Annotated in this window: 29 protein-coding genes; 13 read left to right on the top strand and 16 right to left on the bottom strand. The window is 58.1% G+C overall.

Annotated elements, in window-relative coordinates; genetic code table 11:
* Nucleotides 1–3: 3 nt before the first annotated feature.
* The 3 genes from F6Y09_RS03820 to F6Y09_RS03830 are packed head-to-tail and all read right to left on the bottom strand — an operon-like array spanning nt 4 to nt 3,469.
* Complete coding sequence (locus F6Y09_RS03820; RefSeq protein ID WP_152205568.1) at nt 4–714, bottom strand: lysophospholipid acyltransferase family protein; 711 nt, start codon at nt 712–714, stop codon at nt 4–6.
* A gap of 44 nt (nt 715–758) precedes the next feature.
* Complete coding sequence (locus F6Y09_RS03825; protein WP_152205569.1) at nt 759–1,328, bottom strand: sortase; 570 nt, start codon at nt 1,326–1,328, stop codon at nt 759–761.
* Entirely contained in the window at nt 1,325–3,469 is a 2,145-nt protein-coding gene (locus F6Y09_RS03830; protein WP_152205570.1) for a marine proteobacterial sortase target protein, read from the bottom strand. Before F6Y09_RS03830 ends, F6Y09_RS03825 begins: the two co-directional genes overlap by 4 nt.
* 195 nt (nt 3,470–3,664) lie before the next feature.
* On the opposite strand from F6Y09_RS03830, the gene pdsR reads away from it, so the two are divergent.
* A complete protein-coding gene (pdsR, locus tag F6Y09_RS03835) occupies nt 3,665–4,366 on the top strand; it encodes a proteobacterial dedicated sortase system response regulator (RefSeq protein WP_152205571.1) in 702 nt (233 codons plus the stop codon).
* A gap of 27 nt (nt 4,367–4,393) precedes the next feature.
* A complete protein-coding gene (locus F6Y09_RS03840) occupies nt 4,394–6,379 on the top strand; it encodes an ATP-binding protein (RefSeq protein WP_246180289.1) in 1,986 nt (661 codons plus the stop codon).
* Here F6Y09_RS03840 and F6Y09_RS03845 read toward each other — a convergent pair.
* Nucleotides 6,376–7,158: an ATP-binding protein gene (locus F6Y09_RS03845; RefSeq protein ID WP_152205573.1), complete on the bottom strand. Its 783-nt coding sequence runs from the start codon at nt 7,156–7,158 to the stop codon at nt 6,376–6,378. The genes F6Y09_RS03840 and F6Y09_RS03845 overlap by 4 nt on opposite strands.
* A gap of 170 nt (nt 7,159–7,328) precedes the next feature.
* Between F6Y09_RS03845 and F6Y09_RS03850 the strand changes: the two genes are divergently transcribed.
* A complete protein-coding gene (locus tag F6Y09_RS03850; protein WP_152205574.1) occupies nt 7,329–7,796 on the top strand; it encodes a DUF4124 domain-containing protein in 468 nt (155 codons plus the stop codon).
* Nucleotides 7,797–7,829: 33 nt separating this feature from the next.
* On the opposite strand, the gene gloA is transcribed toward F6Y09_RS03850, so the two are convergent.
* A complete protein-coding gene (gene gloA / locus F6Y09_RS03855) occupies nt 7,830–8,270 on the bottom strand; it encodes a lactoylglutathione lyase (protein ID WP_152205575.1) in 441 nt (146 codons plus the stop codon).
* 82 nt (nt 8,271–8,352) lie between these two features.
* On the opposite strand from gloA, the gene F6Y09_RS03860 reads away from it, so the two are divergent.
* Nucleotides 8,353–9,348, top strand: a complete 996-nt coding sequence (locus tag F6Y09_RS03860; protein ID WP_152205576.1) for a bile acid:sodium symporter family protein — start codon at nt 8,353–8,355, stop codon at nt 9,346–9,348.
* A gap of 14 nt (nt 9,349–9,362) precedes the next feature.
* On the opposite strand, the gene F6Y09_RS03865 is transcribed toward F6Y09_RS03860, so the two are convergent.
* Nucleotides 9,363–10,091, bottom strand: coding sequence for a polyamine aminopropyltransferase (locus F6Y09_RS03865; RefSeq protein ID WP_152205577.1), 729 nt, complete (start codon nt 10,089–10,091; stop codon nt 9,363–9,365).
* A 201-nt stretch (nt 10,092–10,292) separates the two neighbouring features.
* Here F6Y09_RS03865 and F6Y09_RS03870 point away from each other — a divergent pair, with 201 nt between their 5' ends.
* Nucleotides 10,293–10,991, top strand: a complete 699-nt coding sequence (locus F6Y09_RS03870; protein WP_152205578.1) for an SDR family oxidoreductase — start codon at nt 10,293–10,295, stop codon at nt 10,989–10,991.
* Between the two features lie 62 nt (nt 10,992–11,053).
* On the opposite strand, the gene F6Y09_RS03875 is transcribed toward F6Y09_RS03870, so the two are convergent.
* Both F6Y09_RS03875 and F6Y09_RS20070 read right to left on the bottom strand, forming a co-directional pair.
* Nucleotides 11,054–11,929: a DNA ligase gene (locus tag F6Y09_RS03875; RefSeq protein ID WP_152205579.1), complete on the bottom strand. Its 876-nt coding sequence runs from the start codon at nt 11,927–11,929 to the stop codon at nt 11,054–11,056.
* 155 nt (nt 11,930–12,084) lie between these two features.
* Nucleotides 12,085–12,255, bottom strand: coding sequence for a hypothetical protein (locus tag F6Y09_RS20070; RefSeq protein ID WP_175469811.1), 171 nt, complete (start codon nt 12,253–12,255; stop codon nt 12,085–12,087).
* A 419-nt stretch (nt 12,256–12,674) separates the two neighbouring features.
* On the opposite strand from F6Y09_RS20070, the gene F6Y09_RS03880 reads away from it, so the two are divergent.
* Nucleotides 12,675–12,941 (top strand): acyl-CoA-binding protein, encoded by a 267-nt coding sequence (locus F6Y09_RS03880; RefSeq protein WP_152205580.1) that lies wholly within the window; start codon nt 12,675–12,677, stop codon nt 12,939–12,941.
* A gap of 142 nt (nt 12,942–13,083) precedes the next feature.
* Nucleotides 13,084–13,395 (top strand): site-specific integrase, encoded by a 312-nt coding sequence (locus tag F6Y09_RS03885; RefSeq protein WP_152205581.1) that lies wholly within the window; start codon nt 13,084–13,086, stop codon nt 13,393–13,395.
* Nucleotides 13,396–13,447: 52 nt separating this feature from the next.
* On the opposite strand, the gene greB is transcribed toward F6Y09_RS03885, so the two are convergent.
* Nucleotides 13,448–13,951 (bottom strand): transcription elongation factor GreB, encoded by a 504-nt coding sequence (gene greB, locus F6Y09_RS03890; protein ID WP_152205582.1) that lies wholly within the window; start codon nt 13,949–13,951, stop codon nt 13,448–13,450.
* A gap of 330 nt (nt 13,952–14,281) precedes the next feature.
* On the opposite strand from greB, the gene F6Y09_RS03895 reads away from it, so the two are divergent.
* The gene (locus F6Y09_RS03895; protein WP_152205583.1) at nt 14,282–14,551 is read left to right on the top strand and encodes a hypothetical protein; all 270 of its coding nucleotides are present in this window, start codon (nt 14,282–14,284) and stop codon (nt 14,549–14,551) included.
* On the opposite strand, the gene F6Y09_RS03900 is transcribed toward F6Y09_RS03895, so the two are convergent.
* The 6 genes from F6Y09_RS03900 to ftsY all read right to left on the bottom strand — a co-directional run bounded on the left by F6Y09_RS03900 (nt 14,548) and on the right by ftsY (nt 20,973).
* Entirely contained in the window at nt 14,548–16,032 is a 1,485-nt protein-coding gene (locus F6Y09_RS03900; protein ID WP_152205584.1) for a HAMP domain-containing sensor histidine kinase, read from the bottom strand. The two genes, F6Y09_RS03895 and F6Y09_RS03900, sit on opposite strands and share 4 nt — an antisense overlap.
* Complete coding sequence (locus F6Y09_RS03905; RefSeq protein WP_152205585.1) at nt 16,019–16,699, bottom strand: winged helix-turn-helix domain-containing protein; 681 nt, start codon at nt 16,697–16,699, stop codon at nt 16,019–16,021. The genes F6Y09_RS03900 and F6Y09_RS03905 overlap by 14 nt, the downstream gene beginning before the upstream one ends.
* A 283-nt stretch (nt 16,700–16,982) precedes the next feature.
* The gene (gene rpoH, locus F6Y09_RS03910; protein WP_152205586.1) at nt 16,983–17,843 is read right to left on the bottom strand and encodes an RNA polymerase sigma factor RpoH; all 861 of its coding nucleotides are present in this window, start codon (nt 17,841–17,843) and stop codon (nt 16,983–16,985) included.
* Between the two features lie 192 nt (nt 17,844–18,035).
* Nucleotides 18,036–19,052, bottom strand: a complete 1,017-nt coding sequence (gene ftsX, locus F6Y09_RS03915) for a permease-like cell division protein FtsX (protein WP_152205587.1) — start codon at nt 19,050–19,052, stop codon at nt 18,036–18,038.
* Nucleotides 19,042–19,758, bottom strand: coding sequence for a cell division ATP-binding protein FtsE (gene ftsE / locus F6Y09_RS03920; RefSeq protein ID WP_152205588.1), 717 nt, complete (start codon nt 19,756–19,758; stop codon nt 19,042–19,044). The genes ftsX and ftsE overlap by 11 nt, the downstream gene beginning before the upstream one ends.
* 9 nt (nt 19,759–19,767) lie before the next feature.
* Nucleotides 19,768–20,973, bottom strand: a complete 1,206-nt coding sequence (ftsY, locus tag F6Y09_RS03925) for a signal recognition particle-docking protein FtsY (protein ID WP_152205589.1) — start codon at nt 20,971–20,973, stop codon at nt 19,768–19,770.
* A 218-nt stretch (nt 20,974–21,191) separates the two neighbouring features.
* Here ftsY and rsmD point away from each other — a divergent pair, with 218 nt between their 5' ends.
* Nucleotides 21,192–21,791, top strand: a complete 600-nt coding sequence (gene rsmD, locus F6Y09_RS03930; protein WP_152205590.1) for a 16S rRNA (guanine(966)-N(2))-methyltransferase RsmD — start codon at nt 21,192–21,194, stop codon at nt 21,789–21,791.
* Nucleotides 21,792–21,830: 39 nt separating this feature from the next.
* Here rsmD and F6Y09_RS03935 read toward each other — a convergent pair whose 3' ends face one another.
* On the bottom strand, nt 21,831–23,006 hold the full coding sequence (locus F6Y09_RS03935) for a DesA family fatty acid desaturase (protein ID WP_152205591.1): 1,176 nt from the start codon (nt 23,004–23,006) through the stop codon (nt 21,831–21,833).
* A gap of 202 nt (nt 23,007–23,208) precedes the next feature.
* On the opposite strand from F6Y09_RS03935, the gene mutM reads away from it, so the two are divergent.
* The 4 genes from mutM to hslR all read left to right on the top strand — a co-directional run bounded on the left by mutM (nt 23,209) and on the right by hslR (nt 26,070).
* Nucleotides 23,209–24,021, top strand: coding sequence for a bifunctional DNA-formamidopyrimidine glycosylase/DNA-(apurinic or apyrimidinic site) lyase (mutM, locus tag F6Y09_RS03940; protein ID WP_152205592.1), 813 nt, complete (start codon nt 23,209–23,211; stop codon nt 24,019–24,021).
* 212 nt (nt 24,022–24,233) lie between these two features.
* Nucleotides 24,234–24,566 carry a hypothetical protein gene (locus F6Y09_RS03945; protein WP_152205593.1) on the top strand — a complete coding sequence of 111 codons (333 nt, stop codon included), beginning with the start codon at nt 24,234–24,236 and terminating at the stop codon, nt 24,564–24,566.
* 89 nt (nt 24,567–24,655) lie between these two features.
* Nucleotides 24,656–25,342, top strand: coding sequence for a GMP/IMP nucleotidase (gene yrfG / locus F6Y09_RS03950; protein WP_152205594.1), 687 nt, complete (start codon nt 24,656–24,658; stop codon nt 25,340–25,342).
* A 320-nt stretch (nt 25,343–25,662) separates the two neighbouring features.
* A complete protein-coding gene (gene hslR / locus F6Y09_RS03955; protein WP_152205595.1) occupies nt 25,663–26,070 on the top strand; it encodes a ribosome-associated heat shock protein Hsp15 in 408 nt (135 codons plus the stop codon).
* Nucleotides 26,071–26,144: the final 74 nt, after the last annotated feature.

The raw sequence follows: 26,144 nt of genomic DNA on the forward strand, positions 1-26,144 counted from the left end.
CCGCTATTCAGCAGCTGGCAGGGCATTGACGGCTTGCTGCATCTGATTGCGGCAGCGCTCAACGAGATCGGGAATATCGGCATTGGTCAGGCCGGCGGTTTCGACCGGCGGCAAAATCTGAACGGTAACCGGCTGACGACGTCCCAGCAGGCCGCTGGTTCTGGAGTCATAGGGGCTGGCACAGACCATGGTGATCGGCGCTTCGGCGGCAACGGCGACATAGAACGCCCCTTTCTTGAAGGGCTGCAGGCCCCGACCATGACTGCGGGTGCCTTCCGGAAATACCCAAAGGCTCTTGCGGTCTCTGGTTATAGCGTTGCTGGTGGCTTGCATCACCGCGACGGCACGGCCTGATTTGGCACGGTTAATCATGATATTGCCGCCGAGCCAGAACACCTGGCCGAAAAACGGCAGCCAGGCCAGGGCGGATTTGCCCACGGTTACGGTCCGGGGCGGCAACAGGTCACCCATAACGAACAGGTCGTCGTTGTGCTGGTGGTTGGCGATGACAACAATGGGACGGTCCCGGGGCATATTTTGCAAGCCCACCAGCGGGCGTTCCATACCCAGTATCCAGCGACCGCTACGGGCTAACACCCGACCCAGCCAACAGTTATTGTTCGGGTTGAACGGCTTCGCAAGGTAAACCACCAAACCCGCCACACAGATAACCGGCACAAGAAGCCATGCCAGCACGGCACGCAATACACCCATGATACTGCCCTGCTTTGCCTGGAACTTTGGCGCAAAAGTGTACGCTAAAAACCGGTATCGGCAAGTCCCTGGCGGTTCGGCCCGGCTGTTGCGCGTGCCGGCGATGGCTCCACCTTCCGGGCTTCCACCAGATATCTGAGCGGGCCCTGATTGTCGATACTGTTAAAAGGATAGCAGGTCACCAGCAACAGGCTGTTATCGGGCATGGTAGCGAGATTCATGGCTTCCTGACGGCTATCGGCAACTCGTAACTGTGTAACGCGGTAGTCAGACCATTTTCCGCTGCGGCTCTGCAACCGGATGGTGCTGTCGATGTCCACAGTCTCCAGCCCCCGGAAATGGGTATCCCGGTGGCCGGCAATCACTACCGGGCCGCGCATGCCGGGCTCAGCAGAGCCGGTTACATGGCCGGGGCCAAAGGCGAGGCTTTCGCCGTGGGCGCCCGCCAGCACGATCAGCGGCTGGGCAGACTCTCCCAACTGCAGGCGCGCCTGGCTTTCGGCCCAGGCCAGGGTCAGCAGTTCCTGGGCCACCATCGCCTTGAGCGGAATCCACAGCCCGAGGGTGAAAACAATACCGAAAGTGATGGCAAGGGTGAGCAGTATCCGGCTCATTCGAATACCCTCCGGCGCAACATCATCAGCGCAATACAGGGCAGCAGCCCGATCAGACCCAGTGCCATCAACAGGGCGGCCGGGGTGGCCGTCTGGGGGTAACGCAGCATCGCGTGCTCACTGCCGGCGGGCAATAAGGTCGGCACATGATCCGTGGCCACGGGCATGCCCGTTGGCCGCACCGGCGACTTGTCCACCGCAATGAAACTGGTATATCGCGTCACCAGTTGGTGCGCCAGTGCCAGCCGGGTGACTTCGTTTTGATCGTCTTCGTTGATGTGGCCAGACAGACTGCTATCCATCAACAGATTGATTTTCTCCCGTGCCCAGTGACGATGCAGGCCTTTGGCGGACGCAGCCTCATGCAACGGCAGACTTTGCCGCCACGCGCTGCCATCCGGTAACCGACCCGACACCGTGACGTCACCGTGCGGCGCCCGCCCCCGGATAATCTGGATCATCGGCTCACCCCGGAACAGATCTCCCGGTCGCCGGGGCAAAACGTCATGGCCGGTGTCTGCGCCCCAGTCAGTGACGATGTCCGCCAGCACCGGCGACTGCATTTTGCTGAACAGCTCATCCAGTGGTTGTTCCATCGCGTTCAGATCGCTGATGGCCGTGTACGTGCCCCGGCCGAAACGGGCAGCTTCCCCCATGAGATGCATGTTCGGGGCAGAACCAATACCCACGGTAAACAGGCGGGTATCGCCAAGCTGGTCCTGGATTTTCCGGAACAGCGCCGCTTCATTGCCAACCGCTCCGTCGGTAATAAACACCACCTGACGGATGTAGCCGCCTTGCTCCGGCGCCTGCCCGTTCAGAGCCACATCCAGCGCGCCCGCCATCTCGGTACCCCCGTCTGCGCCCAGGCCACGCACATAACGCCGGGCCTGGTTCAGGTTGGCGATGCTGGCAGGCCTGGCATCACCGTATAGGGAAGTGGTCTGGCTGTTGAACTGGATCACGTTGAAGCGGTCATCCACGGACAAGGTATCCAGGCCCCTCAGCAGGGACGCCCGGGCCTGCCGGATCGACTCCCCTGCCATGGAGCCGGAAGTATCGATCACAAAAACCAGCTCCCGTGGCAAGGAATCGGTGTTATCCAGCCCCGGCACCAGCATGGTCATCAGATAGTCCTCTCCTTGCCAGGTTTCATGGAAAACCGCCGCTGAAGGGGCCTGACCCCGGACTGGCGCCCAACGAACCACCAGGTCACGATCCATCAGGATGGCCCCTGTCTTCGGAACCACGATGACCGTGTTGCCATCCCAGGTGCTGGTCAAACCATGGCTGGAACTGGTCACCGAGCCGATAGGCAGGCCCGCATTGAGCTGCAACTCCACGTTGGCCCGGTGACTGGTTGCGGCCACATCCTGAGGTAAGACTGTCAACGGGCTGATCGCGTCAGCGTCTGGCACTTCGTTTGTAGGCGCCGCCCAGCCGCCTTGCCAGCTCACCGGTGCGCTGGCTTCCGCCATCACCACACCGGGTATGTAGCGGGGTGTCAGCGTGGTGGGCAGGCGCAACTCGAATTCTCCGGACTGGTATCGCACCGCCTGCTGATAACGCAGTTCAACCGATACCGTCTCGCCCGGCGGAATGTTGGCGAGCCGGGTGGTAAACAGGTTGGGTCGCTGCTGGTCAACCTTTGCGGCCTGTCGGCCCTCCGATTTCGCCTGCTCATACTGGCGCCTGGCCTCATCCCGGGTCTGGATTTCTCCGATGATGACCCGCTCGCCAGCGGTCATTTTCAGGCTGTAAACGCTGGCTTGCGCCGGTAACGGGAAAACATACACACCCTCCTGCCACTGCTGGCTGGTGTTCTCGAATGACTGCACGAGCCGGGTGTTTGCGATCAGGCCTCCGACCTCCACCTTGTAGTCGGTTTGCAGCAGGGTGGCCGGTTGTTTGCGACCGCTCTCCTGATCAATAAAATGCAAGGCGCCTGCGCTGTCTTGTCCGCGTTGTTCCTGCTCGCTGGCCTCCGCCACCACCGACTGCAAGAAGAAGAACAGAAGCACCGCCAGCCACAGGCTGATACCTTCAACCACCGCCAGCCACCTGGATTGACGGGCGGGGCCGGAACAACGGGTTTCAGAAGCACGACTGGTCATTTCCCGGGACAGCGCATTGGATTGCATCGGCCAGATTCCTTATTCTCGATGAGGCGTTGATGGCGTTGATTTCAACCCATTGAAACGGCAATACCGTGGCGGAATCTGGCGAGGCGAAGGCAGAATATGATCAATTGTGGCAAACCGGCCCGCGATGCTTGTGCCGGGCGGTTTCCATGGTTAAATGGCGAACAGATTCAGCACCACACCCCAGGGCTCACCATGAAGCGTCACATTGCATTGATCGAAGACGAACCGGCGATTCGCGAAAACTATCGCGATGCTTTCGAGCGCCGGGGCTACCGGGTATCCGTTTATGGCGACCGCCAGAGTGCCTTCCAGGCTCTGCGCAACGGCCTGCCGGACCTGGCGATTATTGATGTGGGACTGGGCGATGAAATGGACGGCGGCTTTGACCTTTGTCGGGACTTGCGTCAGCTCTCCCCGACCCTGCCGATGATTTTCCTGACTGCCCGGGACAGCGACGCCGATTCCGTCCTCGGGCTCAGGCTGGGCGCCGATGACTACGTCACCAAAGACATGAGCCTGGACCACCTGTTCGCCCGCCTTACTGCCCTGTTTCGCCGCGCCGATGCCTGGGCCGAATCCCGCCAGCAGCCGGACGAAGAACTCGAGCGCGGCCGCCTGCACCTGAATGTTGACCGCATGACGGCAGAATGGGACCGCAACCCGATCGACCTGACGGTGACCGAATTCTGGATGCTGCACGCCCTCGTTCATCACCCCGGTCATGTCAAAAGCCGCACCCAGCTGATGGAAGCCGCCAATACGGTGCTTGACGACAACACCGTGACCTCCCACATAAAACGCATACGCCGCAAATTCCAGCAATCCGACAGTACCTTCGATGGTATCCAGACCGCTTACGGCTTCGGCTATCGCTGGAATGCCCATGAGGCCTGAGCTTTGAGTCTCAAGCGGCAGCTTTTCATGGCCAGTTTACTGATGCTGCTGATTCCCTGGGCGGGCCTGCAGTTTGTGCTGGAACTTGATACCGCGTTACGGGAGCAATCCTCCAACCAGCTCAGCGCCCAGGCCAACCGCATGGCCCTTGCCCTGTCAAACCAATTGCCCGTAACGGACAGCCGGGAGACCTTTTACGCCACCACGCTCAACCGAGCGCTCAACGTCGACGGCTACGGGGATGACTGGCCCGGTTATGACGATACCGAAGCCCCGCCCGATGCGACCCATGAACCCCTTCAATGGCAGGCGGCCGTTCATGGCGACCTGCTGTATCTTTTGATTCGGGTACAGACGGCATCACCGATCTACTTTGATCCCGGGCAGCCCGACCGGCCTTTCGAGCACGTGCGGATTTACTGGCAAGGCAGCGACGGGCTGCGTGAGCGCCACATCAGAACGCCGGCCCCCGGCCCTGTTGTCGGCTGGCGGCCCGGGCGCGAGCCCGCAGCGGACTATCAGATCAGTGGCGTATGGCAGGCCACTGGCCGGGGCTATCAGCTGGAGCTGCAACTGCCCCGTCCGAAGGAGAACAGCCTGTTCAGTTTTGCCATCCACCGGCCCGTGCCGGACAGCGCCGCTGCCGGGTCCCGACAGACCGAGCCGGTTGCAGGCCCGGCGGTGAATCCCAGAATGCCGCGAGTGGTTACCCGACTGCCCCGGCTTGAGGAGGGCCTGTCAGCCTCTCTGTTGCCTGGCCAGCATGTTCGTGTGTTGACGCCTGCAGGCTGGATACTGGCTGACAGCCATATTCCGGCACCGAAAACTCAGGCGGATTTCAACGCCATGAGTCCACTGGAAATCGTCGAGCAGATCAGTCTGAATGGCTTGCGGGCTCTTGTACGTTACTTCCGGCCGTTACCTCTCCAACTGCCTGAAACGGGCGACCGGATAGCGCCGGAGCAGCTGGGCGAAAGCGCTATTGTGCGTCACGGCGACGGCGACGCCCATCTGATGGTCACCACCGAACTGCCTGCTGGCCACGTACTGGTGCTGGAGCAATCCCTGGAGCAGATTCTGGCACTATCAGGCAACACCCTGGGTTCGGTGATTGTCCGTAGCACGTTTTTGATCATCAGTTTGATGCTGATACTGCTCGGTTATGCCAGCTGGCTATCCTGGCGCATCGCAAGGCTGCAGCGGGCGGTTCATGCCAGTGTCGATGACGATGGCCGAATCCTTGGCGTCATGCCGCCGTCAAAAGCGCGGGATGAGCTGGGCGACCTCTCCCGCCAGTTCAGCCAGATGGTTGACAACCTGCAAGGCTATACCCGCTACCTGGAGAGTTTTGCCCGCCGCCTCTCCCATGAGCTGAAAACCCCGGTGGCCGTGGTGCGCTCATCGCTGGAAAACCTGTCCCAGGATAGCCGCCCGGACCAGCAGGCGATCTACATCGAACGGGCCCACCAGGCCACCGACCGCCTGAGCCAGATCCTGCAGGGCATGAGCGAGGCCGCCAGACTGGAACAGAGCTTCGATCAGGCCGAAAAGGAGGTGTTTGATCTTGCCGTCGTCGCGGCCCAGGCTGCTGGCGCTTATCAGGAGCTCTCCCCCCAGCACCGGATTTGCTATGTCGGGCCTGCTAATGGCTGCACCCTGAGCGGCTCACCGGAACTGCTGGTGCAACTGCTCGACAAGCTGGTAGACAACGCCCGGGACTTCACGCCGGCCAAGGGGCGGATCGAGATTGGCCTGAAACATCAGGCCAGCGGCCTCGAACTGAGCGTATTTAACGAAGGCTCCTCCCTGCCCGACCATCTGGCGAGCGAGATTTTCAGCCCGTTTATCTCGATCCGGGACGGCAAGGATCAGGGCCATCTGGGGCAGGGTCTGCTGATTGTACGGCTGATCGCGGAATATCATGGCGGAACGGTTCAGGCCACCAACGACAAAGCTGGCGGCGGTGTCCGTTTCCGGGTCTCGTTGCCCGGAACAGGATTACCGGAGAGCTAACTCTCGAAGCGATAGTCCGAGAACTGGCGGTAGAACTGCTGCGCAGTGCGGCCATTACGCACGCCGCGACCCAGCGCAAACCGAATAGCTTCCTGGTGCAGCGCCTGCCGGTTAACCACCTCTGGAAACAGCGCATCGACAGCCTGCAGATACACCTCCTGAGCAAAGGCATAGAACGACAACTGCAGACCAAACCGGTCCGCCAGCGAGACCTGTTCTTCAATGGCCTCACCCGGGTGCAGTTCGCCGTTATGGACCTCACTGTTGAGATTATCCGCCATAAACTCCGGCATCAGGTGGCGCCGGTTGGAGGTGGCGTACACCCGCACATTCTCCGGGGGCAACTCCAGTGAGCCTTCCAGCACACTTTTCAGCGCCTTGTAGGCGGATTCCCCGGCTTCAAAGGACAGGTCATCGCAATAGATGAGGAAGCGGTACGGCAACTCGCAGAGGCCGTCGACAATCTCCGGCAAATCCACCAGGTCATCCTTGTCTACTTCAATCACCCGCAGACCGTCGTTGCCATAACGGTTCAGAAGCGCCTTGATGAGGGATGATTTGCCCGTACCCCGAGCGCCCCATAACAAGACGTTGTTGGCGGGCAGGCCCTGCAGGAAACGCTCGGTATTGGTGGCGAGTGCAGCCTGCTGGCGCTCGATGCCCTGAAGCTGGTGCCACTGCACCGGGTCAAGCCTGGAAATGGCCCTGAGCCCCTGGCGATGACGGCGCCAGACAGCCGCCCGGGTATGGGACCAATCAACCGGATTATCTACTGGCATAACAGCGAAACCTCTGGTGTTAATTCTAGTGGCACAGCAAACCATCTTAACGTTGTTCGCCGGACATGCCTGCTCGCTCAAGGTCGTAGTGTCGCCAGCAGCGGTCTGATAAACTCCTGAGACAGAACACTCAATGACCCCCATGGAATGGGACACACCGGAGACGCAGGATGCGACAATTTCTTCCGGGCCTCACGTTTATCGTGAGCGCTCTGCTGTTATTTCTAATCTCATATCTACTCTCAACCCCCGCCAGCGCGGACATCTACCGCTGCCAGCAGGCCCATCAAACGGTCTTCTCGGACAGCCCCTGCGGACGCAATGCCGAAACCGTCACCGTTAATCCGACGTTAACCGGTGGCAGGCTCGATACCGGCACCGACGTGGAATTCTGGCAGGCGCCGGCCCGAAAGCCATCAAAACCCGCTCCTGGTTGTTCCGGCGGCTATATCCAGTCCACCGAGCTGCGTCACCTGCGGGTGAAGCAGCAGGTTCGCGAAGGGATGACGGAAAAACAGGTCCGGTACATTCTCGGGGCCCCGGACCACCGCGACGGCCAGTGGTGGGTCTACCGCCGCAAGGGCGAGGAGACCGGCCGCTACCGGATGCGCGGCGGCTGTCTGGACCAATGGCGCTGAACGACGGAAATAACCACAAGCCTCCTGAAAAACCTACCAGGTGCCGGTATTTTCCATGCTGGCCCAGGGTTCCCTGGGCACCAGTGCATCGCCTTTTTGCAACAGCTCGATCGAGATGTTGTCCGGCGAACGCACAAAGGCCATATGACCGTCCCGGGGCGGGCGGTTGATGGTGACGCCATTAGCCTGCAAGTGCTCGCACAACCGGTAGATATCATCCACCCGATACGCGAGATGACCAAAATTACGCCCGCCGGTGTAGGTTTCCGGATCCCAGTTATAAGTCAGCTCGATCATTGGAGCGCGATCTTCCTGCGCCCGGACTTCATCGTCCGGAGCGGCCAGGAAGACCAGTGTGAAGCGGCCTTTTTCATTGTCCTTGCGGCTGATTTCCTGCAGACCCAGCAAATCACAGTAGAACCGTAGCGAGTCATCCAGATTGCTCACCCGGATCATGGTGTGGAGATATTGCATGGTGGTACTCCTTAAAGCATTGGCCGATAAAACCAAAACAGATTAAGCTGCGCGCTGAATTAGTGCAATTTCGGTAGCAGCCATGTCCCGTCTTCGTTTGCTGTTTGATAATTTTACGCTGGTCATGATCGTTGTGATCATTACCGCCACGGTGCTGCCGGCCCACGGCGCCGGCGCCACCTTCTTTGGCTGGCTGACCAGCTTTGCGATTGCCCTGCTGTTTTTCATGCACGGCGCCAAACTGTCACGCAAAGCCATCATCGCGGGCGCGACCCATTGGCGGCTGCACCTGTTGGTTTTCGGTTCCACCTTCATCCTGTTCCCCATCGTGGCCCTGATTCTCCAGCCTGTTCTGCGGCCTATGCTGGGTGACGCCCTCTGGGTTGGCGTGCTGTATCTGAGTGTCTTACCGGGCACGGTGCAATCAGCCATTGCCTTCACGTCGCTGGCACGAGGCAACGTACCGGCCGCCGTCTGCAGCGCTTCGGCTTCGAGCCTTCTGGGCATTTTCATCACGCCAGTTCTGGTGAATATCCTGCTGGATGCGGACGCAGGTACCGCCGGAACGTTGGAGGCTATTCTCAAGATCAGCGTGCAACTGCTGTTGCCCTTCCTGGCCGGACATATGCTGCGGCCCTGGATCGGTTTCTGGGTGGATCGTAACAAGCACTGGCTGAAGAACGTCGACCAGGGCTCTATTCTGCTGGTGGTCTATACCGCGTTCAGCTCGTCCGTAATTGCCGGTCTCTGGCAGGCAGTGCCACCTACGTCGCTGCTGATTCTGACGGTGGTGTGCTGCGTGCTGCTGGCGATCATGCTGGTTATCACCACCTGGTTGGCGCGGCTACTGAAGTTCAACAAGGAAGACGAGATCACCATCGTGTTTTGCGGCTCCAAGAAGAGCATGGCCACCGGTGTGCCCATGGCCCAGGTGCTGTTCGCCGGCGGTGCCGTAGGCCCGGCGATTCTGCCGCTGATGGTCTTTCACCAGATTCAGCTGATGGTGTGTGCGGTCATGGCCCAGAACTACGCCCGTCGTGAACAGCCTGACGATGAGGCGGTCCAGGAAGCCCGCTGACGCGGGCAAACCCATCAGGCTGCGGGAGTCACGCCAACATAGACGGTGTTGGTGGATTCGCAGTTCTGCAGGGGATTGTAGAACGCCACCACGTGAGACGCCGTCTCGGTAAACAGCTCGTTCAGGGTCACCATGAAGTCTTCATCCGGCGCATCGTTTGACCAGAGCGCAAACACTCCGCCCGGCCGTAACTGCCGGGCCATGCGCTGCAGACTGTCGGTGGTGTAAAAACTCGCGTTGGAGTCGTTCAGCAATGCCCGCGGGGAGTGATCAATATCCAGCAGGATGGCATCAAACAGACGGCCGGGCTGCTGCGGATCGAAGCCGGACCCTTCCTTGACCGCCAGATCGAAAAAACTGCCATGAACGTAGCGGCAGCGGGGGTCCGCATTCAGAGTCTGCCCCAGCGGCACTTTCTCCTGCTGATGCCAGCCGATCACCGTATCCAGTGCCTCAACTACCAGCAGCTCGCCGACCCGATCACTGCGCAGGGCAGCCTCGGCGGTGTAACCCAGCCCAAGCCCGCCGACCACCACACTCAGGTCATCGCCATTCACAGCGGCAAGCCCAAGATCCGCCAGTGCGACCTCGGCCTCCACAAACATGCTGGACATCAGGAATTCCTCGCCCAGCTTTACCTCGTAGATATCCCGGTTGCCCAGGGCGGGTATACGACGCCGGCGCAAGGTAATCTCCCCCAGAGAGGAGGGCTGGCTATCAATCTGCTCGAACAAAAGACCCATGGTTTACTCTATTAACAAAAACGGAATGTTATAAACGGTGTCAATAGTAACATCTCTTGGGCAACAGGTTGGCGCTGGGGCAATAGTTCCACCCTATTCCGATCTTTAATAGCACCCGCCTTGATTAGTGACAGAGTCGCTACCAGAAACACTTACTAAGACTTTCAGTTGTACCATCCGTAAATCAAAGGGGAAAACGATATGGCAGATCCCGTACTACTGATCACCGGCGCGTCCTCGGGCATCGGCGCCGCTACCGCCCGGGCAGCAGCCAAGGCGGGCTACCGGCTGGTGCTGGCAGCCCGCTCCGAAGACAAACTTCAGAGCCTGCAGCAGGAACTCGGCGGTAGTGAGCGGGTACTGACCACCCGCTGCGACGTGCAAAGCAATGACGACCAGAAGGCCATGGTGGAGAAAGCACTGGCGACCTTCGGACAAATCGACGCCGTGTTCGCCAACGCCGGCCGGGGTGGTTCACCGGGCGGCTTCAGCGGTGCCGATCCGGAAACCTGGCGAGACATGATACTCACCAACATCCTGGGGGTGGGCATGACCGTTCAGCATTGCCTGCCCGCCCTGCGCAAGAGCCGCGGCCACATGTTACTGACCGGCTCTGCCGCCGGCCGCGTCACCATCCCCGGCTCCATGTACAGCGCCACCAAATGGGCGGTGTCTGCGATCGGTTACGGGGTGCGGGAAGAGCTGCGGGGCAGCGGCATCCGGGTCACACTGGTTGAGCCCGGCATGGTAGACACAGCCTTCTTCGATGAACCACCGAAAAATGCCCTGCAACCGGATGATATTGCCCGGGCCGTGGTGTATGCGCTGTCTCAACCCGCTCATGTGGATGTCAACGAGGTACTAGTGCGGCCCACACCGCCGATTGAGGACGACAAGTAAGCGTCCCGGGACTTCCGGTAGCGCGTGGACGATGGCTCGCGGACCGAATAGGCAGGTCAGCCTCATTCGGTTCCGGGCTCATCCTCCCGGATACGCATAAAACTGGCAAACCGGGGCAGACCCGTGGCGGTCAAGCCATAAAATTTATAGGTGATGACGGCACCGAGCGGCGGCGGCGCTGCCCGCTCGGCATCGCTGAAACCGGTTCCAATCTTGAAATGACGTCCCTCCGCCAGCTCAACCACCAGTGCGCCCATCATGCCCTCGTACTTGCCGGTGCCCTCGGTCTGCCCGATCACCACCGCTTCCGCATCCTGATACCGTTTTACCTTGAGCACATCCGATGACCTGCCAGCCCGGTACAGACTGTCACCATGGTGTAGCATCAGACCTTCGCCGCCAGCATCCGTTACCTTATCCAAACGGGTCATGAGCTCAACGTGAGAGACGCCCTGCTGTTGCTCGATCCTGGCCAGAAACGGCGAACCCGACGACAGCAAAAGCTCTCGCATCTGCTTCACACGTCCTGAAAACGGCAGGCTGCTCGCTGGCAGATCAAACACCCTATAGCGGACTTCCCGCCATTCTCTATCCACCGGTTTATGTTTGCGTACCGCACCGGACAGCTCTGCAAACCGACCTCGCCCCATCCAGAGCTCACCGTCCATGGGTATATCTGGAAAGCCTTCCGTGAACCACTCGGGTGCGTTATATGCATGGCCCTGTTTGGAAAGAAAGCGCTCCCCGTCCCAGTAGGCCCTGACACCATCAAGCTTCTCGCTAACCCAATAGTGCTTTAGCTCAATGCCCTCCTCATAAACCTCAGCCAGCAGCAGCTCCGGCGGTGCCGAGTGCACAAACGGGGGAAACGACACAAACAGGACAAGCAGAAAAGAAACGAACAGGGGCAGGAAAGCCCGACCAGAAAAGTAATACATCGCAGTTCCTTTGCGAGTTTGGTTTAACAATTAACCCAGGGACGATCAGCCTGCCCTGAGACTCCGGAAAAACACAGGATAAACAACCACCGCCAACACAGGCAACAGATGCCACGCATACGACCAGCCACCCCGCCCGGACACACACAAAACCGCTAGTCTTTTTTATCTATCGTTATCTCAATAGATTTGCTGCTACCAGCAAACCACTTCTGAACATACAAAGTTCCCACGATAGGAGCGGTTCCTTCATCAGGGACTTCCTTATAGCGAACACTGTTTTTTGTTTCTTTCTCGTATTCAAACATTACTACTTTCTTCGACATAAAATTTTCCCGCTAAACTCTTTGTTGCTTTTCTAAACAGTTGTCACGTTAGGCAATAATTTCTGAACACCGTAAGCTTACTGAAAAACAAACGAAAATGCTGCCACACACCTGATTTAATAAAGAACGCCAAAACCGCTAAAACCTGGGCTGCTAACGCAGAACACAGCGGAGCCACGACAGTGGACATCGGCCGAGTACTGATGCGCAGCGGCAAGTAACGCGTGACAATCTCCGGGGCACCGCCACGCTGCCCTGCCCCCTGACTTCATTGGGTGCTTTTTGATCTGGCACAACCGTGACCAATTTTTTATGGGAATGGAACGATCGGCCAATGACGGCTACCGTCAGTAAATATATACTCCGCCGATAATGATATGTGTTTGATGGAACTCACTAACACCAACAGGGAGCTCGCCATGAGTGATCTAAAGACTCAGTTCGACGAAGCGGTTAATTACATCCAGAATGCTGAGGGCGACTTCAAGCCGTCCAACGACCTGAAACTCGAATTCTACGCCCTTTACAAGCAGGCGACTGAGGGTGACGTCAGCGGCAAGCGCCCTGGCATGATGGATTTTGTTGGGCGTGCCAAATACGACGCCTGGGAAAAGGTACAGGGCATGTCGAGCGAAGAGGCCATGCAGAAGTACATCGAGCGGCTGGAAGAAACAAAAGCACGCTGAGCCAGCGTCGCCGGTTGCCAACAAAAACAATGAACCTGGAATTTGCAAGCAGTGGACAAGGTGACATCTGTTAGTCCTGCATCCAACAGACTGTCACAAGCTGCGGGCAGAATGGCGGCTTCTCGCCAAAAGGATTGAAATTATGCACATCACCGAAGCGTTGGAACAAAGCCAGCCTGGCCTGTTGAAGCAGGTAACCCAGGCGATGCAGAAATACCATCTCAATATGCGGACCGAGCAAACCTACCTGCACTGGATCACCCGGTTTGTACTGTTTCACGGACTGAAAAGCCCCGATGCCCTGGAGCGGGACGATCAGCAGTTGTTTCTGATTTACCTGAGTGACCGGATGTGGGTGTCCCGCGCCCGGCTGAATCAGGCTCGCCAGGCGCTGACCTTCTTCTATGAAGACGTGCTCAAAAAACAGCCAGAAGCTGGACTCGCCGCCGGCTGACACGGAGCGGCCGGTTCAGCGTTCCTGCCGGTTGGTCTTTGGAATCACTGGCTTAAATAGCGTCGTAATGAATGTCAGTGATTTCCAACACCACCGTTCCGTCCGGGGTGCGCACGGTGACCTCGTCGTCACATCGTTTGCCCAATAGGGCTCGTGCCAACGGAGCGTCGATACTCAGGTAGCCTTTGTTCAAATCAAACTCGTCCGGCCCCACCAGACGGTAACGCTGTTCCTCACCGGTCTCGTTTTCAACCGTTACCCAGGCGCCAAAATAAACCCGCCCGGTGTCATCCGGCGTGCGAGTCACCACGGTAATTTCTTCAAGACGTTTGGTCAGAAACCGGATGCGGCGGTCGATCTCCCGCAGTTGTTTCTTACCATAGATGTACTCCGCATTCTCCGAGCGGTCCCCTTGCGCAGCGGCTTCCCTTACGGACTGAGTCACCTCCGGTCGCTTTTCCTTCCACAGGTAGGTCAGCTCTTTACGCAACGCTTGCTCGCCATCAGGGGTGATGTAGCGCGCACGTCCTTTCGGGCTCGGGGATGCATCAGCCATGGTCTGGATCGTGTCCTTCTGTGTTTAAAGCGGGCATAAAAAAACCCCGCAAATGCAGGGTAAGGCTAGCGCTGTGCTGGAGGGTTAAGCAAGTCTCTTCGATTGTAAGGCCACTGGAAGTAACCGGAAACCGTTAACACTTACTCTTTTCCTTCAGCCTCTATTCTCCACAACACGAATTACTGCCATGTGGCGGTGGGATTACTTTTTGTACAGACGCCTTGAGAAACCCGCCGCCGGTCGCGGTCTAGGTTGTCCATTCTATATTTTAGCGATATCGTAAAACATAATGATCGCTCAACTCTTCAAGACCGCTCCAGGGTACTGACCATGAACACTAAAAAACTGATGAATACCGCGCTGAATGGACTGGACAGGATCGGCTACACCCTCGACCGGTACGGCATTACCGGCAAGGTGAACCGTCACAATCTGGCCGCATTCGTGATGGCGGAGCAAAAGCATCTGGAAGGCGAATGGGATAGCTTGCAAGTGCGTTTTGAACGCCGAAAGTCGCAGGTGGAAGCTCTGTATCACTCCGTTGAGTCCCGGGCGGAACGCCTAGTTGGCCCGGTCCTCAAGCGCAGGAAATCCACCTAACTCGGCGCATTTTCTGCCGGTGAGGCAGCGCTGGCATCCTCGTTGGCGTCAGCTGCCGACTTGGATGCGGTAGCTCTTATGCGTCGGACATCGGGACTGTAGGCTGGCAAAAAAATCTGTATCGTAAGCCCCGGGCTCTCAGCTCCGGGATAGGTATCGGTGAGCACAATGCGGCCCTGATGAATTTCAGCAACGGCGCTCACCAGACTCAACCCCAAGCCGTTACCGGGCAGCGACCGACTCTTAGCCACCCGGTAAAAGCGCTGGAACACCTGGTCTTTCTCATCATCCGGTATGCCAATGCCGCTGTCACTGACTTCAAACACGGCCTCGCCGTCGACCATTCTCACCGCAACGGAAATTGCACCCTGCTCCGGGGTGTATTTAATGGCATTGTCGATCAGGTTGCTGACCATCTGGAACAACAGATCCCGGTCACCTTCGATCATGACCTCTTTATCCACCTTGTGATGAAACTTCTGTTGTTTATCCTCGGCCACGGCCTCATAGAGTTCACAGGCATCGTTGACCAACAGCCCCAGCGAAACCTGCTTCATATCGGCTGCATTGCCTCGGGTCTCCAGGCGGGCAATCCGGAGTAACGCGTTAAAGGTCGCCAGCAGCTGATCGGCTTCTGCCACCGCACGGCCGGCCTGCTCCCGGGCCTCTTCGTTATCCACCGACATCAGCGTATTTTCGAGCTGGTTCCGCAAACGGGTAAGGGGCGTGCGAAGGTCATGGGCGATGCTGTCCGAGACATGGCGAATGCCTTCCATCAGGTAAACGATCCGGTCCAGCATCTCGTTCAGGTTTTCTGCCAGCTGGTCAAAATCATCGTCCGTCCCACGGGTCGGAATCCGCAGTGACAGGTGACCGGTCATGATCTTGCGGGAGGTGTTGTTGATGACTTCGATGCGGCGGGTCGTGCTGCGGCTCATCATGTAACCGCCGAGCAGCGCCAGGGCGAGAGTGATGCCCATACCCCAGTTAATGGCGGTTTCGATCAGCCGTTTGAGTGTTGCAAGGTCGTCTACATCCCGCCCTACCAGCAGCCGTAATCCGCCCTGCACTTCAAATATCCTGGCGCGGGCAATCCGCTTCGGGCCTACCCAGCCAACATTTTCATCCAGGGTGAAGTTTATCCAGCCGCTTTGGGATTGGGCTTCTTTCGGCCAGGTCTCAATATTGCCTGCCAGCTTGAGGTAGTCTTCGGTGGTAAACAGGTAGATGGATTTTGCGTTGGGGTCGCGGGCCACACGCTCCCTGATCACCGTGATCAGGCCATTAATACCGCCCCCTCGATACTGTTCAGCCAGGCCCGCAATTTCAGCCTCGATGGTTTCGTCTGTCTGGGCGGTCATAAAACCGGCTGTACGCCAGTAAATGAACGCCAACAGCAGAAACACTGATGTGGCGAACACTACCATGTACAGCAGAGCAAGCTGAAAGGATGACGTTTTTAACTGGCTAAGCAGTTTCACGCAACATGTACCCAGCTCCCCGGATAGTTTGCAGTAGCGGCGTTTCGAATTCCTTATCGATTTTTGCGCGCAGACGGCTTATGTGAACATCAATCACATTGGTCTGGGGATCAAAATGGTAGTCCCATACTTTTTCCAGCAGCATGGTTCTTGTCACCACCTGGCCGGCATTGCGCATGAGATATTCCAGCAGACGGAATTCCCGGGGCTGGACATCAATGTTATGGCCGGCACGCTTGACGGTGCGGGCCAGCAGGTCCATTTCCAGGTCTGCCACTTTCAGTACCGTCTCGGTTTCCGCCGTCTGGCGGTTCCGACGTACCAGCGATTCAATACGCGCCAGCAGCTCGGTAAAGGAGAAGGGTTTGGTGAGGTAGTCGTCACCGCCACCGCGCAGGCCCTCTACCCGGTCATCCACATCGCCCAGGGCACTGAGGATGAGCACAGGAACCTGGTTGCCCGTGGCCCTGACGGTTTTGATGATTGCCAGACCGTCCATGCCCGGGAGCATGCGGTCGACAATCATGATGTCATATTCCTCACTGGCAGCCATCATCAGGCCATCTTTGCCGTCAGCTGCGTGATCCACCACGAAATCGGACTCTTTCAGTCCCTTGATGAGATAGGTTGCAACATCCTGATCGTCTTCTATTACCAGCGCTTTCACCGGTGAGCCTCCCGATTGAACTGTTGTTCGAGGATATATTCTAACTCCAGAGTAAGGGGAACATCGCCCTGCGACCAGTTACGATCTTGTAAGAGGGTGTCGCCAATGGCGACGGACGGTGCATGCCAGGTACGCACAGAACCGTTCTCAAGCATGGTGATCACGATATCCGCGCCATTCCATTCCATTTATTCCCTACAAACCAAAACGCCACCAGCGTCGGGCGCCTGGTGGCGTTTTCGGGTGACCGATGTCACCGCCAGATTGGTTTAAGGGGCCGTATTCAGGCGACCTCCGCCATCTGGGTCTTGATTTTCTTCATGGCGTTCTTTTCAAGCTGTCGTATACGCTCTGCAGACACCCCGTACTTGTCGGCCAGATCATGCAGAGTTGTCTTGCTGTCTGTGAGCCAGCGCTCACGCAGGATATCCTGGCTGCGCTCGTCGAGATTCTCCAACGCCATCATCAGGCGGCCGTTGGAATCTTCCGTCCAGTCGGACTGCTCAAGCTGGCTTGCCGGGTCACCACGATGGTCCTGCAGGTAATGGGCAGGTGCCTGGTAGGCACTGTCATCATCGTCATCCATCGGACCATCAAAGGAAGTGTCATGGGAAGCCAGACGGCCTTCCATTTCGCGCACCACCCGTGGTTCGACGCCAAGGTCTGCCGCCACCGCGTTGAGCTCGGCGTGGCTTAACCAGGCCAGACGCTTCTTCTGGCTACGCAGGTTGAAAAACAGCTTACGCTGGGCTTTGGTGGTGGCGACTTTCACAATGCGCCAGTTACGCAGGATGAATTCGTGAATTTCTGCCTTGATCCAGTGCACCGCAAAGGACACCAGACGCACACCGTATTCCGGGTTGAAGCGTTTGACCGCTTTCATCAGGCCAACGTTGCCTTCCTGAATCAGGTCAGCCTGGGCCAGTCCGTAGCCGGAATAACTGCGTGCAATGTGAATCACAAAGCGGAGATGAGACAGTACAAGATGTCTGGCGGCCTCGACGTCACCTTCGTAATGAAGCCGCTCAGCAAGGCTGCGCTCCTCATCTACGGTGAGAACAGGTATGTGGCTCGCCGCCTGGATGTAGGCTTCGAGATTTGCACCTGGAACCAGTCGGTCAGCTAATTGTAAGCTTGTATTCATGTCTTTCTCCCATGCTTGGGGCAATAATGTAACAATTAAAGCGTTGACCGCCAAGCGTCTGCAAAATTCCGAAACCGAAGATTAAAATCTTTTAAATCAGTTATCTGATTAACTTTATCGGCTTACATTATCTATTATTAACCTAAACTTTTTAGCACCTGGAACACAATACGCTATTTCCACCACACCCGATCAACCGGGTTCTATCGCATCCAGATGCCGTTTGACTGCCAGCCAGGCGCCAAGCCAGCCAAACAGCACCGCAGCCGCAATCAACGCGACCGTACCCTCAAACGCCAGGCCGCTGAGCGAAAAATTACTGCGGTACAATGCCGCCAGCCGTTCCACCGGTTCGCTGAGGAACCAGAGCGTCAGCTGCAGCAAAACGAACGCCACGATGCCGCCGCCCAAACCGAACCACAGCCCGGTATAGAGGAAAGGCCGCCGGACAAAGGCATCGGTGCCGCCCACCAGCTTCGCCACCAGAATTTCATCCCGGCGGCTTTCAATGGCCAGACGGATGGTGTTACCGATCACCAGAATCACCGCGACCGCCAGCAACGCGGCTAAAGCCCAGACACCGCGACCGAGCAATTCGGTGATGGCATTCAAGCGCTGGAGCCAGCCCAGATCAACCTGCACCTGGGCAACGCCCCGGGTCTGCTCCAGAGCTTCCACCAGCGTCTGCATGCCGGCTTCCGTGCGGGAACCCTCTGAAGGGGTTGCCAGCAGGGTGTGAGGTAACGGGTTTTCATCCAGATAATCCAGCGCTTCGCTCAGGCCCGATGACGTTCTAAATTCTTCCAGCGCCGCTGACTTGTCAATCAGCTCCACTTCGGACACGTCGCCACGCATGCCAATATCGAGACGCAGCCGACCAGCATCCTCCAACGACAACTGATCCTCAAGGTAAACCGTCACCCGGGCTGCACTTTCCCAACCCGCGCTGACGCCCTGCAGACTGGTCAGCAACAATAGCAGCCCCACCGGCAGCGCCAGGGCCACCCCCATTACGGTCCAGGTCATCAGGCTTGCCACCGGCGCCTGCCAGAGGCGACGGGCGCTGTCTTTGGCCACTTTACGGTGGTGCGAGAAATAACTGTCGAGCAATTCCCGCAGCGGCGCCTTCGAGCGCTTGGCACCTCGAGCTGGCGCTGGGCCTGCCCGTCTTGTGCCGGGCCTGGGTGCCTTCGCTGGTTTATTGACCACGCAGCACCTCCTGTTCCCGTTCCTGTTTCTGGCCAGCGGCAGGCAAATCACCACCGCGCATCAGGCGGCCATTGTCGAGCACCAGAGTGCGACGATTCATATCGTTGATCAGGGCGATGTCGTGGCTGGCGATCAATACCGTGACACCGACCTGACTGAACTGCTGGAACAACTGCATGATGTCGGCCGACAGGGCCGGGTCCAGGTTACCTGTGGGCTCATCCGCCAGCAGCACCGGTGGCTTGTTTACCACGGCGCGGGCGATACCCACCCGCTGCTGTTCACCGCCGGACAACTGCATCGGGTTCATTCGCTCTTTGGTGAGCAGCCCAACCTTGTCCAGCGCCGCCCTGACCCGCCGGCCGATATCCCGGGACGGAGTCCCCATCACTTCCAGCGGCATGGCGACGTTATCAAACACGGTGCGATCAAACAGCAAATGGTGATTCTGGAAAACGACACCCACGTGACGGCGGATATAGGGCACCTGGCGGCGGGGCATCTTGTTGAGCAGCTGGCCGCCGACAATGACGTGGCCAGCGCTTGGGCGCTCCATCAGCATGATCAGCTTCAACAGGGTACTTTTACCGGCGCCTGAGTGGCCGGTCAGAAACGCCATCTCACCCCGGTCCAGGCTGAAATTGATCTGCCGGAGCGCGGTGTGGTCATCGTCATAGCGTTTGCTGACCTGCTGAAACTCGATCATGAAGCCGGTTTACTCATCAAACAGTGCGTTTACAAAGGTTTCAGCATCAAATGAACGGAGATCATCCACCTGTTCGCCAACACCAATATAGCGGATAGGTAACTGCAACTGACGCGCAATCGCAAACACGATACCACCTTTCGCGGTGCCGTCGAGTTTGGTCAGCGTAATACCACTTACGCCCACGGCCTGCTGGAACACCTGGGCCTGGCTCAGGGCGTTCTGTCCGGTACCGGCATCCAGCACCAGCATGACTTCGTGGGGCGCGTTCTCATCCAGCTTCTTCATCACCCGCACAACCTTCTGCAACTCACCCATCAGGTTGTCTTTATTCTGCAAGCGCCCGGCGGTATCCGCGATCAACACGTCGATATTACGAGCGGCCGCCGACTGCACAGCGTCGAAAATCACCGATGCGCTGTCCGCGCCGGTATGCTGGGCCACTACCGGTACCTTGTTGCGATCCCCCCAGACCTGCAACTGTTCCACCGCCGCGGCCCGGAAAGTATCGCCAGCCGCCAGCATCACCGATTTGCCATCGGCCTGAAAGTGCTTGGCCAGCTTGCCAATCGTGGTGGTTTTACCCACCCCGTTAACGCCCACCATCAGAATGACATAGGGCTTTTTCCCGGTGGTCAGATCCAATGGCTGTGACGTGTTTGCCAGCAGGCCCCGCAATTCTTCCTTCAGGGCCAACCGCAGGGCGGCACCATCTTTCAGCTGCTTGCGCTCAAGCTTCGCGGTCAACGATTCGATAATTTCCGAGGTCGCTGTGACACCAACATCCGCCATCAGCAGGGTGGTTTCGATCTCCTCGAGCAGATCCTCGTCCACGGCCTTGCCGACAGCGAACAGGTCAGACAGGCCGGAGGTCAGGTTTGCCCGAGTCTTCCCGAGGCCGCTGCGAATACGCTGGAACACACTGGCAGCAGGTTCCGGTTCTGGCTCAGGTACTGGCTCAGGCGGTGGAACGGGCGCGGTTGGCTTTTCGACAAGTTCCGGCTCGGCCTCAACAGGCTGCTCCGATACTGCTTCTGCTGGCTCCTCCGGGGGCGCCTTCGGTAAGGGTTCCGCCTGCTTTTCCTGTGGCGCTTCGAGCTTACGCTGTGGTACCGGGGCGGGACGGGGCACGCGCTTGCGGTTGCTGGCGATATCCAGAACAAACACCAGAGCCAGCAGCACCAGTACGCCAATTGTGATCCATTCTGCCATCATGATTACTTACTCGTTCTCGAGGTTGAAAAAGTTGAACGGGTGAAACGCGCTACCTGCCGGGGAGCCCTGAAAACGTGACCGCGCACCATCCTGCAAAAAGAGAGCCGACATTCTAGCGGCCCGGGATGGCACCGTCCAAACCTGTGCCTTATAGCGCGCGGTCTTTTCCGTTACCATCCACCATTCAGAAACCAGAACCAGGCCGGAGCCTATACCCCATGGGCCGTAAGAAAACCGCCCCACAACGTCCCGGGCATACGCCCTCAGCCGGTGAACTTCGCATCATCGGCGGCGTCTGGCGCAGCCGAAAGCTGACCTTCCCGGATGCTGGCGGCGTACGTCCGACGCCAGCACGCACCCGGGAAACCCTGTTTAACTGGCTGAATTTCCACCTGGCAGGCAGCCATTGCCTCGACCTGTTTGCGGGCAGTGGTGCGCTGGGACTGGAAGCATTGTCACGGGGTGCCGCTGACGCCACCCTGGTGGATCATACTCCGGCGCTGGCCAAAGCTCTCAAAGATAATCTGCAACTGCTGAACTCCACCCAAGGCCAGGTGGTATGCCAGTCCGTGGACCAGTTTCTTGCCCGGCCCGCAGGCCAGGCGTTCGATATTATTTTCCTGGACCCGCCCTTCCGCCAGGGCTGGCTGGAGAAACTGTTCCCGCTGATCGCCAGCAATGGCTGGGTGCGACCTGGCAGTTGGGTGTATGTGGAGCACGAAAGCGAGATCGTCACCCTCGCTGTGCCGGCCCAATGGCAGCTGCATCGCCAGAAAACCGCCGGCCAGGTAGCCTATAACCTTTTCCGCACCACATAAAAAAACCCCACCGAAGTGGGGTTTAGCTGACTGTCTCAATCAGGCAGGCCGGAGTGAGTAGGATTTCAGGTGCGTGGCAAAATCCTCAAGGTAGCGGATGCCACTGGCTTCCGCGTCTTTGCACCAGTCCATCAATGCCTGCAGTTTTTCCTGGGGCTTCACACCCCGGCGACGCCAGATCGCCTGCAGCTCGTGGCTCTTGTCGTAGATCTGCCGCAGTACCGGGTTGATCTCCAGTACCGAATCAAGATGCAGGCGGTCGGTTTCGGGAATCAGGCTCACTTCCCGGGACAACAGCTTACGAAGCTTGCGGTAGCGGGGCTTGATTTCATCTTCCATCAGGCTCCGTTGCTGTAACAGAACCGGCTCCATCACCCGTTTGCGATACTGGCGCATGATATCAAACCGGTTGTTGGCAATAGCCTGTACGGTTTCGACATCCAGCGCCTGCTTGCCCGGCACCGAGTGCGCAATTGGCCGGTAGCCCTTCGGCTTGGCCAGACCAAACAACTGGAACATGCGGATGTAACCCCAACCGATATCCACTTCGTACCAGCGACGGGACAGCTTGGACGAGTTCGGATAGGTGTGGTGATTGTTGTGCAGCTCTTCGCCACCAATAAAAATCGCCCAGGGCACGATGTTGCGAGCGTTATCGGCGCATTCAAAGTTGCGGTAACCAAAATAGTGGCCAATGCCGTTGACCACACCGGCAGCCCAGACCGGAATCCACATCATCTGCACGGCCCAGATCCAGATACCGTTAACACCAAACAGCGCCAGGTTAATGATCGCCAGCAGCAAAATGCCCAGATTGTTGTGTTTGGTGTATACATTGCGCTCGACCCAGTCCTGCGGGGTGCGCTGGCCGAAGCGCTCGAGCGTCTCCGGCGTCGCAGCCTCGGCGTAGAGTTCGGCGCCTTCGAAGACAACCTTGCGGATGCCCTTGATCATCGGGCTGTGGGGATCATCCTCGGTTTCACAGGTGGCGTGGTGCTTACGGTGAATGGCCGTCCATTCTTTGGTGATAATGCTGGTGGTCAGCCAGAGCCAGAAGCGGAAAAAATGAGACAGCACCGGATGCAGATCCAGCGAATTATGCGCGGAATGCCGGTGAAGGTAGAGCGTTACACTGATGATGGTGACGTGAGTCATACCAAGGACTACAAGCACTAGCTGCAACACCGACAGGTCCAGGAGACCGTTATACCACATATTCAATTACCTCAAATTCAACAATCCGGCCAACGTGACCTGCGCAATTCATTCCCGTCACTCTAGCGTACAGTTGTTAGCTAAAACAACCGGGTTTCGACGGTATTTGGTTACCATTTATACTAACTGCCCGGTGCGATTGACAACGCGCCCACATCCGCGACAATCGTCCACTCCCTGAATGCCCTCCGGAGCGCCTGACTTGCCTGAACTGCCTGAAGTTGAGACCACCCGACGGGGTATTGCACCCTTTTGCGAAGGCCTGCAGGTCACCAGCGTAACCGTGCGTGATGGTCGCCTGCGCTGGCCGGTGCCCGCGGACCTGGCGGAGCAAATCACCGGGCACACTATCCTGGCGGTAGAACGGCGCGCCAAATACCTGCTGCTGCGATTCGACCACGGCACTCTTATAGGGCACCTGGGCATGTCCGGCAGCCTTCGGGTCATCACGGACCAAAGCCTGCCTTTATTGCATGATCACCTGGAAATCGAACTGGCCACCGGTGTGCGGCTGAGGTACAACGACCCGCGACGCTTCGGCTGCTGGCTCTGGACTACCAGTCCGGACACCCACAAGCTGCTGGTCAGTCTGGGACCAGAACCGTTGGCAGACGATTTCGACGGACATTATTTATATGGGGCCTCCCGGGGCAGGAAAACACCCATCAAGCATTTTATTATGGACAACCATGTGGTGGTCGGCGTTGGCAACATCTACGCCAACGAAGCGCTCTATAAAGCAGGCATACATCCTCGCCGGGCTGCCGGGCGAATCAGCCGCGACCGTTACCTGATGCTGGCCGACAATATCCGCGAAACCCTGAGCGCGGCCATACTCATGGGCGGCACTACCCTGCGGGACTTCGTCAACAGCGACGGCAAGCCCGGCTATTTTGCCCAGTCCCTGCTGGTTTATGGCCGTGATGGCCAGCCCTGCGGACACTGCGGCGACAGCCTCCGGGAAATCCGCATGAGCCAGCGCTCGACGGTATACTGCGCCCGCTGTCAGCGATAGCTTCCCGGCAAGACAAGCCCGACATCCAACCCAGCGCCAAGGTTATGACCGGTTTCCGGCAGCATTTAGTCAAAATTTCGTTTGAAAATATGCAAATATGATTCATAGTTAACAAAATGTCCGCCCTGTTCCGCTACACTATTAATTAAATTTTAACTAAATTTAATACCACGCAGCAGATCGGCGGCGACAATAATCAGGAGAAATCAGCTATGACCGCAAAGCTTTCACGAATTCTTACGACCACCGTGGCGATGTGCCTGATGGCTTTCGCTTCCCTTGGCCATGCCCAGGCAGTTGACGAATCTCCCTCAGCTCTGGCCATGACCGGTGATGCGCTGCTGGCCCGACCTGCCCTGCTTGTCACCACCATTCTGGGTAGCGCCGTTTATCTAGTATCCCTGCCTTTCTCCCTGCTGGGCGGAAATGCCGGGGAAGTGGGCAAAGTACTGGTGGTCGGCCCGGCCAAAGCGACATTCGTTCGCTGCCTCGGCTGCACCATGAGCGGTCGCAAACCACAAGCGGTCGCCCAGAACGATATGTAATCCGGTCGTTGGAGCGCGCGGATCCTGCTTGCGCGAAAGCGTAAATTGCGGCAGCCTGAAAGTGTCATTCATTCAGGCTGTTTTGCATTATGGTCAACTGGTCTTGCCTCGATACAGTGTTCCTGGATATGGACGGAACCCTGCTCGATCTTCACTACGACACCCATTTCTGGCTCGAACACCTGCCCCGGCGCTACGCGGAATTCAATAACCTGACACCCGACCAGGCGCGGAACATGATCATCCCGATGATCCAGGCTGAACGTGGCTCCCTGAACTGGTACTGCACCGATTACTGGAGTGACCGGCTGTCGTTGAACATCAGCGAACTGAAGGCCGAGGTACGGGACAAAATTGCCTACCGCCCCCATGTGAAGCCGTTTCTGGAAGCGTTGCGCACGGCCGGGCTGCGCTCGGTGATCGTCACCAATTGCCACCCCGACCCGCTCGCCCTGAAACTCCATAAAACCGGCCTCGATCACCTGGTGGACGATGTTATCTCCAGCCACAACCTCGGCAAACCCAAGGAAGCACCGGAATTCTGGGCCGATCTGCTGCGGATTCAACCCCATGAGCCAGCCCGCACCCTGATGGTGGATGACAGCTTTCCGGTACTCGAAAGTGCCGTATCCGCAGGCATCGGGCAGTGCCTTGCCATCCTGGCACCGGACAGCCAGATCGTGCCACACCGGGCCCACCCCAGCATTCCCTCGATTCATCACTTTGACGAGGTGATGCCCCAACTTTTAAAACGCTCCATGCCATCGGGCGCGTGAACTGTCTATACTAGTATCATGGCTGGCTAATTCCTTAATCTACTGCGTACTGCTGAAGGTTTTGGGCTAGGCGCTGTCCTGCAGGCATGGTGGTTCCATGTCAAAGGGCAGGAACGACGATCCAAAGCCTTCAGCAGTACGCCCGGAGGGAGGCCCCAGGAATCTGGCTAGCGGTGTTGTGGCGGCTTGATTTGGAACCACCGGAGCGCCGGCCGCCAAACCTTCACCGCCACGCCTTGCTTTCCAGATTCCTGGGGCCTCAGTAGGTTAAGGAATTAGCCAGCCAGGACACTCGGCATAGGCACAGCAAGCGGGGAGACATGACCTCACCAGCAGAAAGCGATAACAAGGTACGACTCGACAAATGGCTCTGGGCCGCTCGGTTCTTCAAAACCCGCAGCCTGGCCAAAGACGCCATCGAAGGCGGTAAGGTGCATTACAACGATCAGCGCTGCAAACCCGGCAGAGCAGTGGAGCCCGGTGCCCGGCTCAAACTCCGCCAGGGCTTTCAGGAGCGTACGGTGATTGTGGATGACGTCAGCGACCGCCGGCGCAGTGCGCCCGAAGCCCAGATGCTCTACCACGAGACCGACGACAGCGTTAAACACCGGGAAGACCTGGCCTGGCAACGTAAGACCATGCAGGCCGCGCAACTGCCCCCGGCCAGGCGCCCATCCAAGAAAGACCGGCGTAACATACAGCGTTTCAAAGACCAGAACGGCATCTGACGCAGTTACGCCGGTGCCACCGAATTTTTGCCCGGGCCGCCGACCAACCGGTCGGGCAGACATCAGGAGACTCA

The organism is Marinobacter changyiensis (genome assembly GCF_009193265.1).
GTDB classification, from domain to species: Bacteria; Pseudomonadota; Gammaproteobacteria; order Pseudomonadales; family Oleiphilaceae; genus Marinobacter; species Marinobacter changyiensis.

Coding starts and splice junctions, on each gene's coding strand:
- F6Y09_RS03845 (WP_152205573.1), bottom strand. CDS start 7,158: ATGCCAGTAGATAATCCGGTTGATTGGTCCCATACCCGGGCGGCTGTC.
- pdsR (WP_152205571.1), top strand. CDS start 3,665: ATGAAGCGTCACATTGCATTGATCGAAGACGAACCGGCGATTCGCGAA.
- hslR (WP_152205595.1), top strand. CDS start 25,663: ATGACCTCACCAGCAGAAAGCGATAACAAGGTACGACTCGACAAATGG.
- F6Y09_RS03860 (WP_152205576.1), top strand. CDS start 8,353: ATGTCCCGTCTTCGTTTGCTGTTTGATAATTTTACGCTGGTCATGATC.
- F6Y09_RS03935 (WP_152205591.1), bottom strand. CDS start 23,006: ATGTGGTATAACGGTCTCCTGGACCTGTCGGTGTTGCAGCTAGTGCTT.
- F6Y09_RS03875 (WP_152205579.1), bottom strand. CDS start 11,929: ATGTATTACTTTTCTGGTCGGGCTTTCCTGCCCCTGTTCGTTTCTTTT.
- F6Y09_RS03850 (WP_152205574.1), top strand. CDS start 7,329: ATGCGACAATTTCTTCCGGGCCTCACGTTTATCGTGAGCGCTCTGCTG.
- F6Y09_RS03880 (WP_152205580.1), top strand. CDS start 12,675: ATGAGTGATCTAAAGACTCAGTTCGACGAAGCGGTTAATTACATCCAG.
- F6Y09_RS03820 (WP_152205568.1), bottom strand. CDS start 714: ATGGGTGTATTGCGTGCCGTGCTGGCATGGCTTCTTGTGCCGGTTATC.
- F6Y09_RS03830 (WP_152205570.1), bottom strand. CDS start 3,469: ATGCAATCCAATGCGCTGTCCCGGGAAATGACCAGTCGTGCTTCTGAA.
- F6Y09_RS03865 (WP_152205577.1), bottom strand. CDS start 10,091: ATGGGTCTTTTGTTCGAGCAGATTGATAGCCAGCCCTCCTCTCTGGGG.
- F6Y09_RS20070 (WP_175469811.1), bottom strand. CDS start 12,255: ATGTCGAAGAAAGTAGTAATGTTTGAATACGAGAAAGAAACAAAAAAC.
- gloA (WP_152205575.1), bottom strand. CDS start 8,270: ATGCAATATCTCCACACCATGATCCGGGTGAGCAATCTGGATGACTCG.
- yrfG (WP_152205594.1), top strand. CDS start 24,656: ATGGTCAACTGGTCTTGCCTCGATACAGTGTTCCTGGATATGGACGGA.
- F6Y09_RS03885 (WP_152205581.1), top strand. CDS start 13,084: ATGCACATCACCGAAGCGTTGGAACAAAGCCAGCCTGGCCTGTTGAAG.
- greB (WP_152205582.1), bottom strand. CDS start 13,951: ATGGCTGATGCATCCCCGAGCCCGAAAGGACGTGCGCGCTACATCACC.
- F6Y09_RS03825 (WP_152205569.1), bottom strand. CDS start 1,328: ATGAGCCGGATACTGCTCACCCTTGCCATCACTTTCGGTATTGTTTTC.
- rpoH (WP_152205586.1), bottom strand. CDS start 17,843: ATGAATACAAGCTTACAATTAGCTGACCGACTGGTTCCAGGTGCAAAT.
- ftsE (WP_152205588.1), bottom strand. CDS start 19,758: ATGATCGAGTTTCAGCAGGTCAGCAAACGCTATGACGATGACCACACC.
- F6Y09_RS03870 (WP_152205578.1), top strand. CDS start 10,293: ATGGCAGATCCCGTACTACTGATCACCGGCGCGTCCTCGGGCATCGGC.
- F6Y09_RS03895 (WP_152205583.1), top strand. CDS start 14,282: ATGAACACTAAAAAACTGATGAATACCGCGCTGAATGGACTGGACAGG.
- ftsY (WP_152205589.1), bottom strand. CDS start 20,973: ATGATGGCAGAATGGATCACAATTGGCGTACTGGTGCTGCTGGCTCTG.
- F6Y09_RS03840 (WP_246180289.1), top strand. CDS start 4,394: ATGGCCAGTTTACTGATGCTGCTGATTCCCTGGGCGGGCCTGCAGTTT.
- rsmD (WP_152205590.1), top strand. CDS start 21,192: ATGGGCCGTAAGAAAACCGCCCCACAACGTCCCGGGCATACGCCCTCA.
- F6Y09_RS03945 (WP_152205593.1), top strand. CDS start 24,234: ATGACCGCAAAGCTTTCACGAATTCTTACGACCACCGTGGCGATGTGC.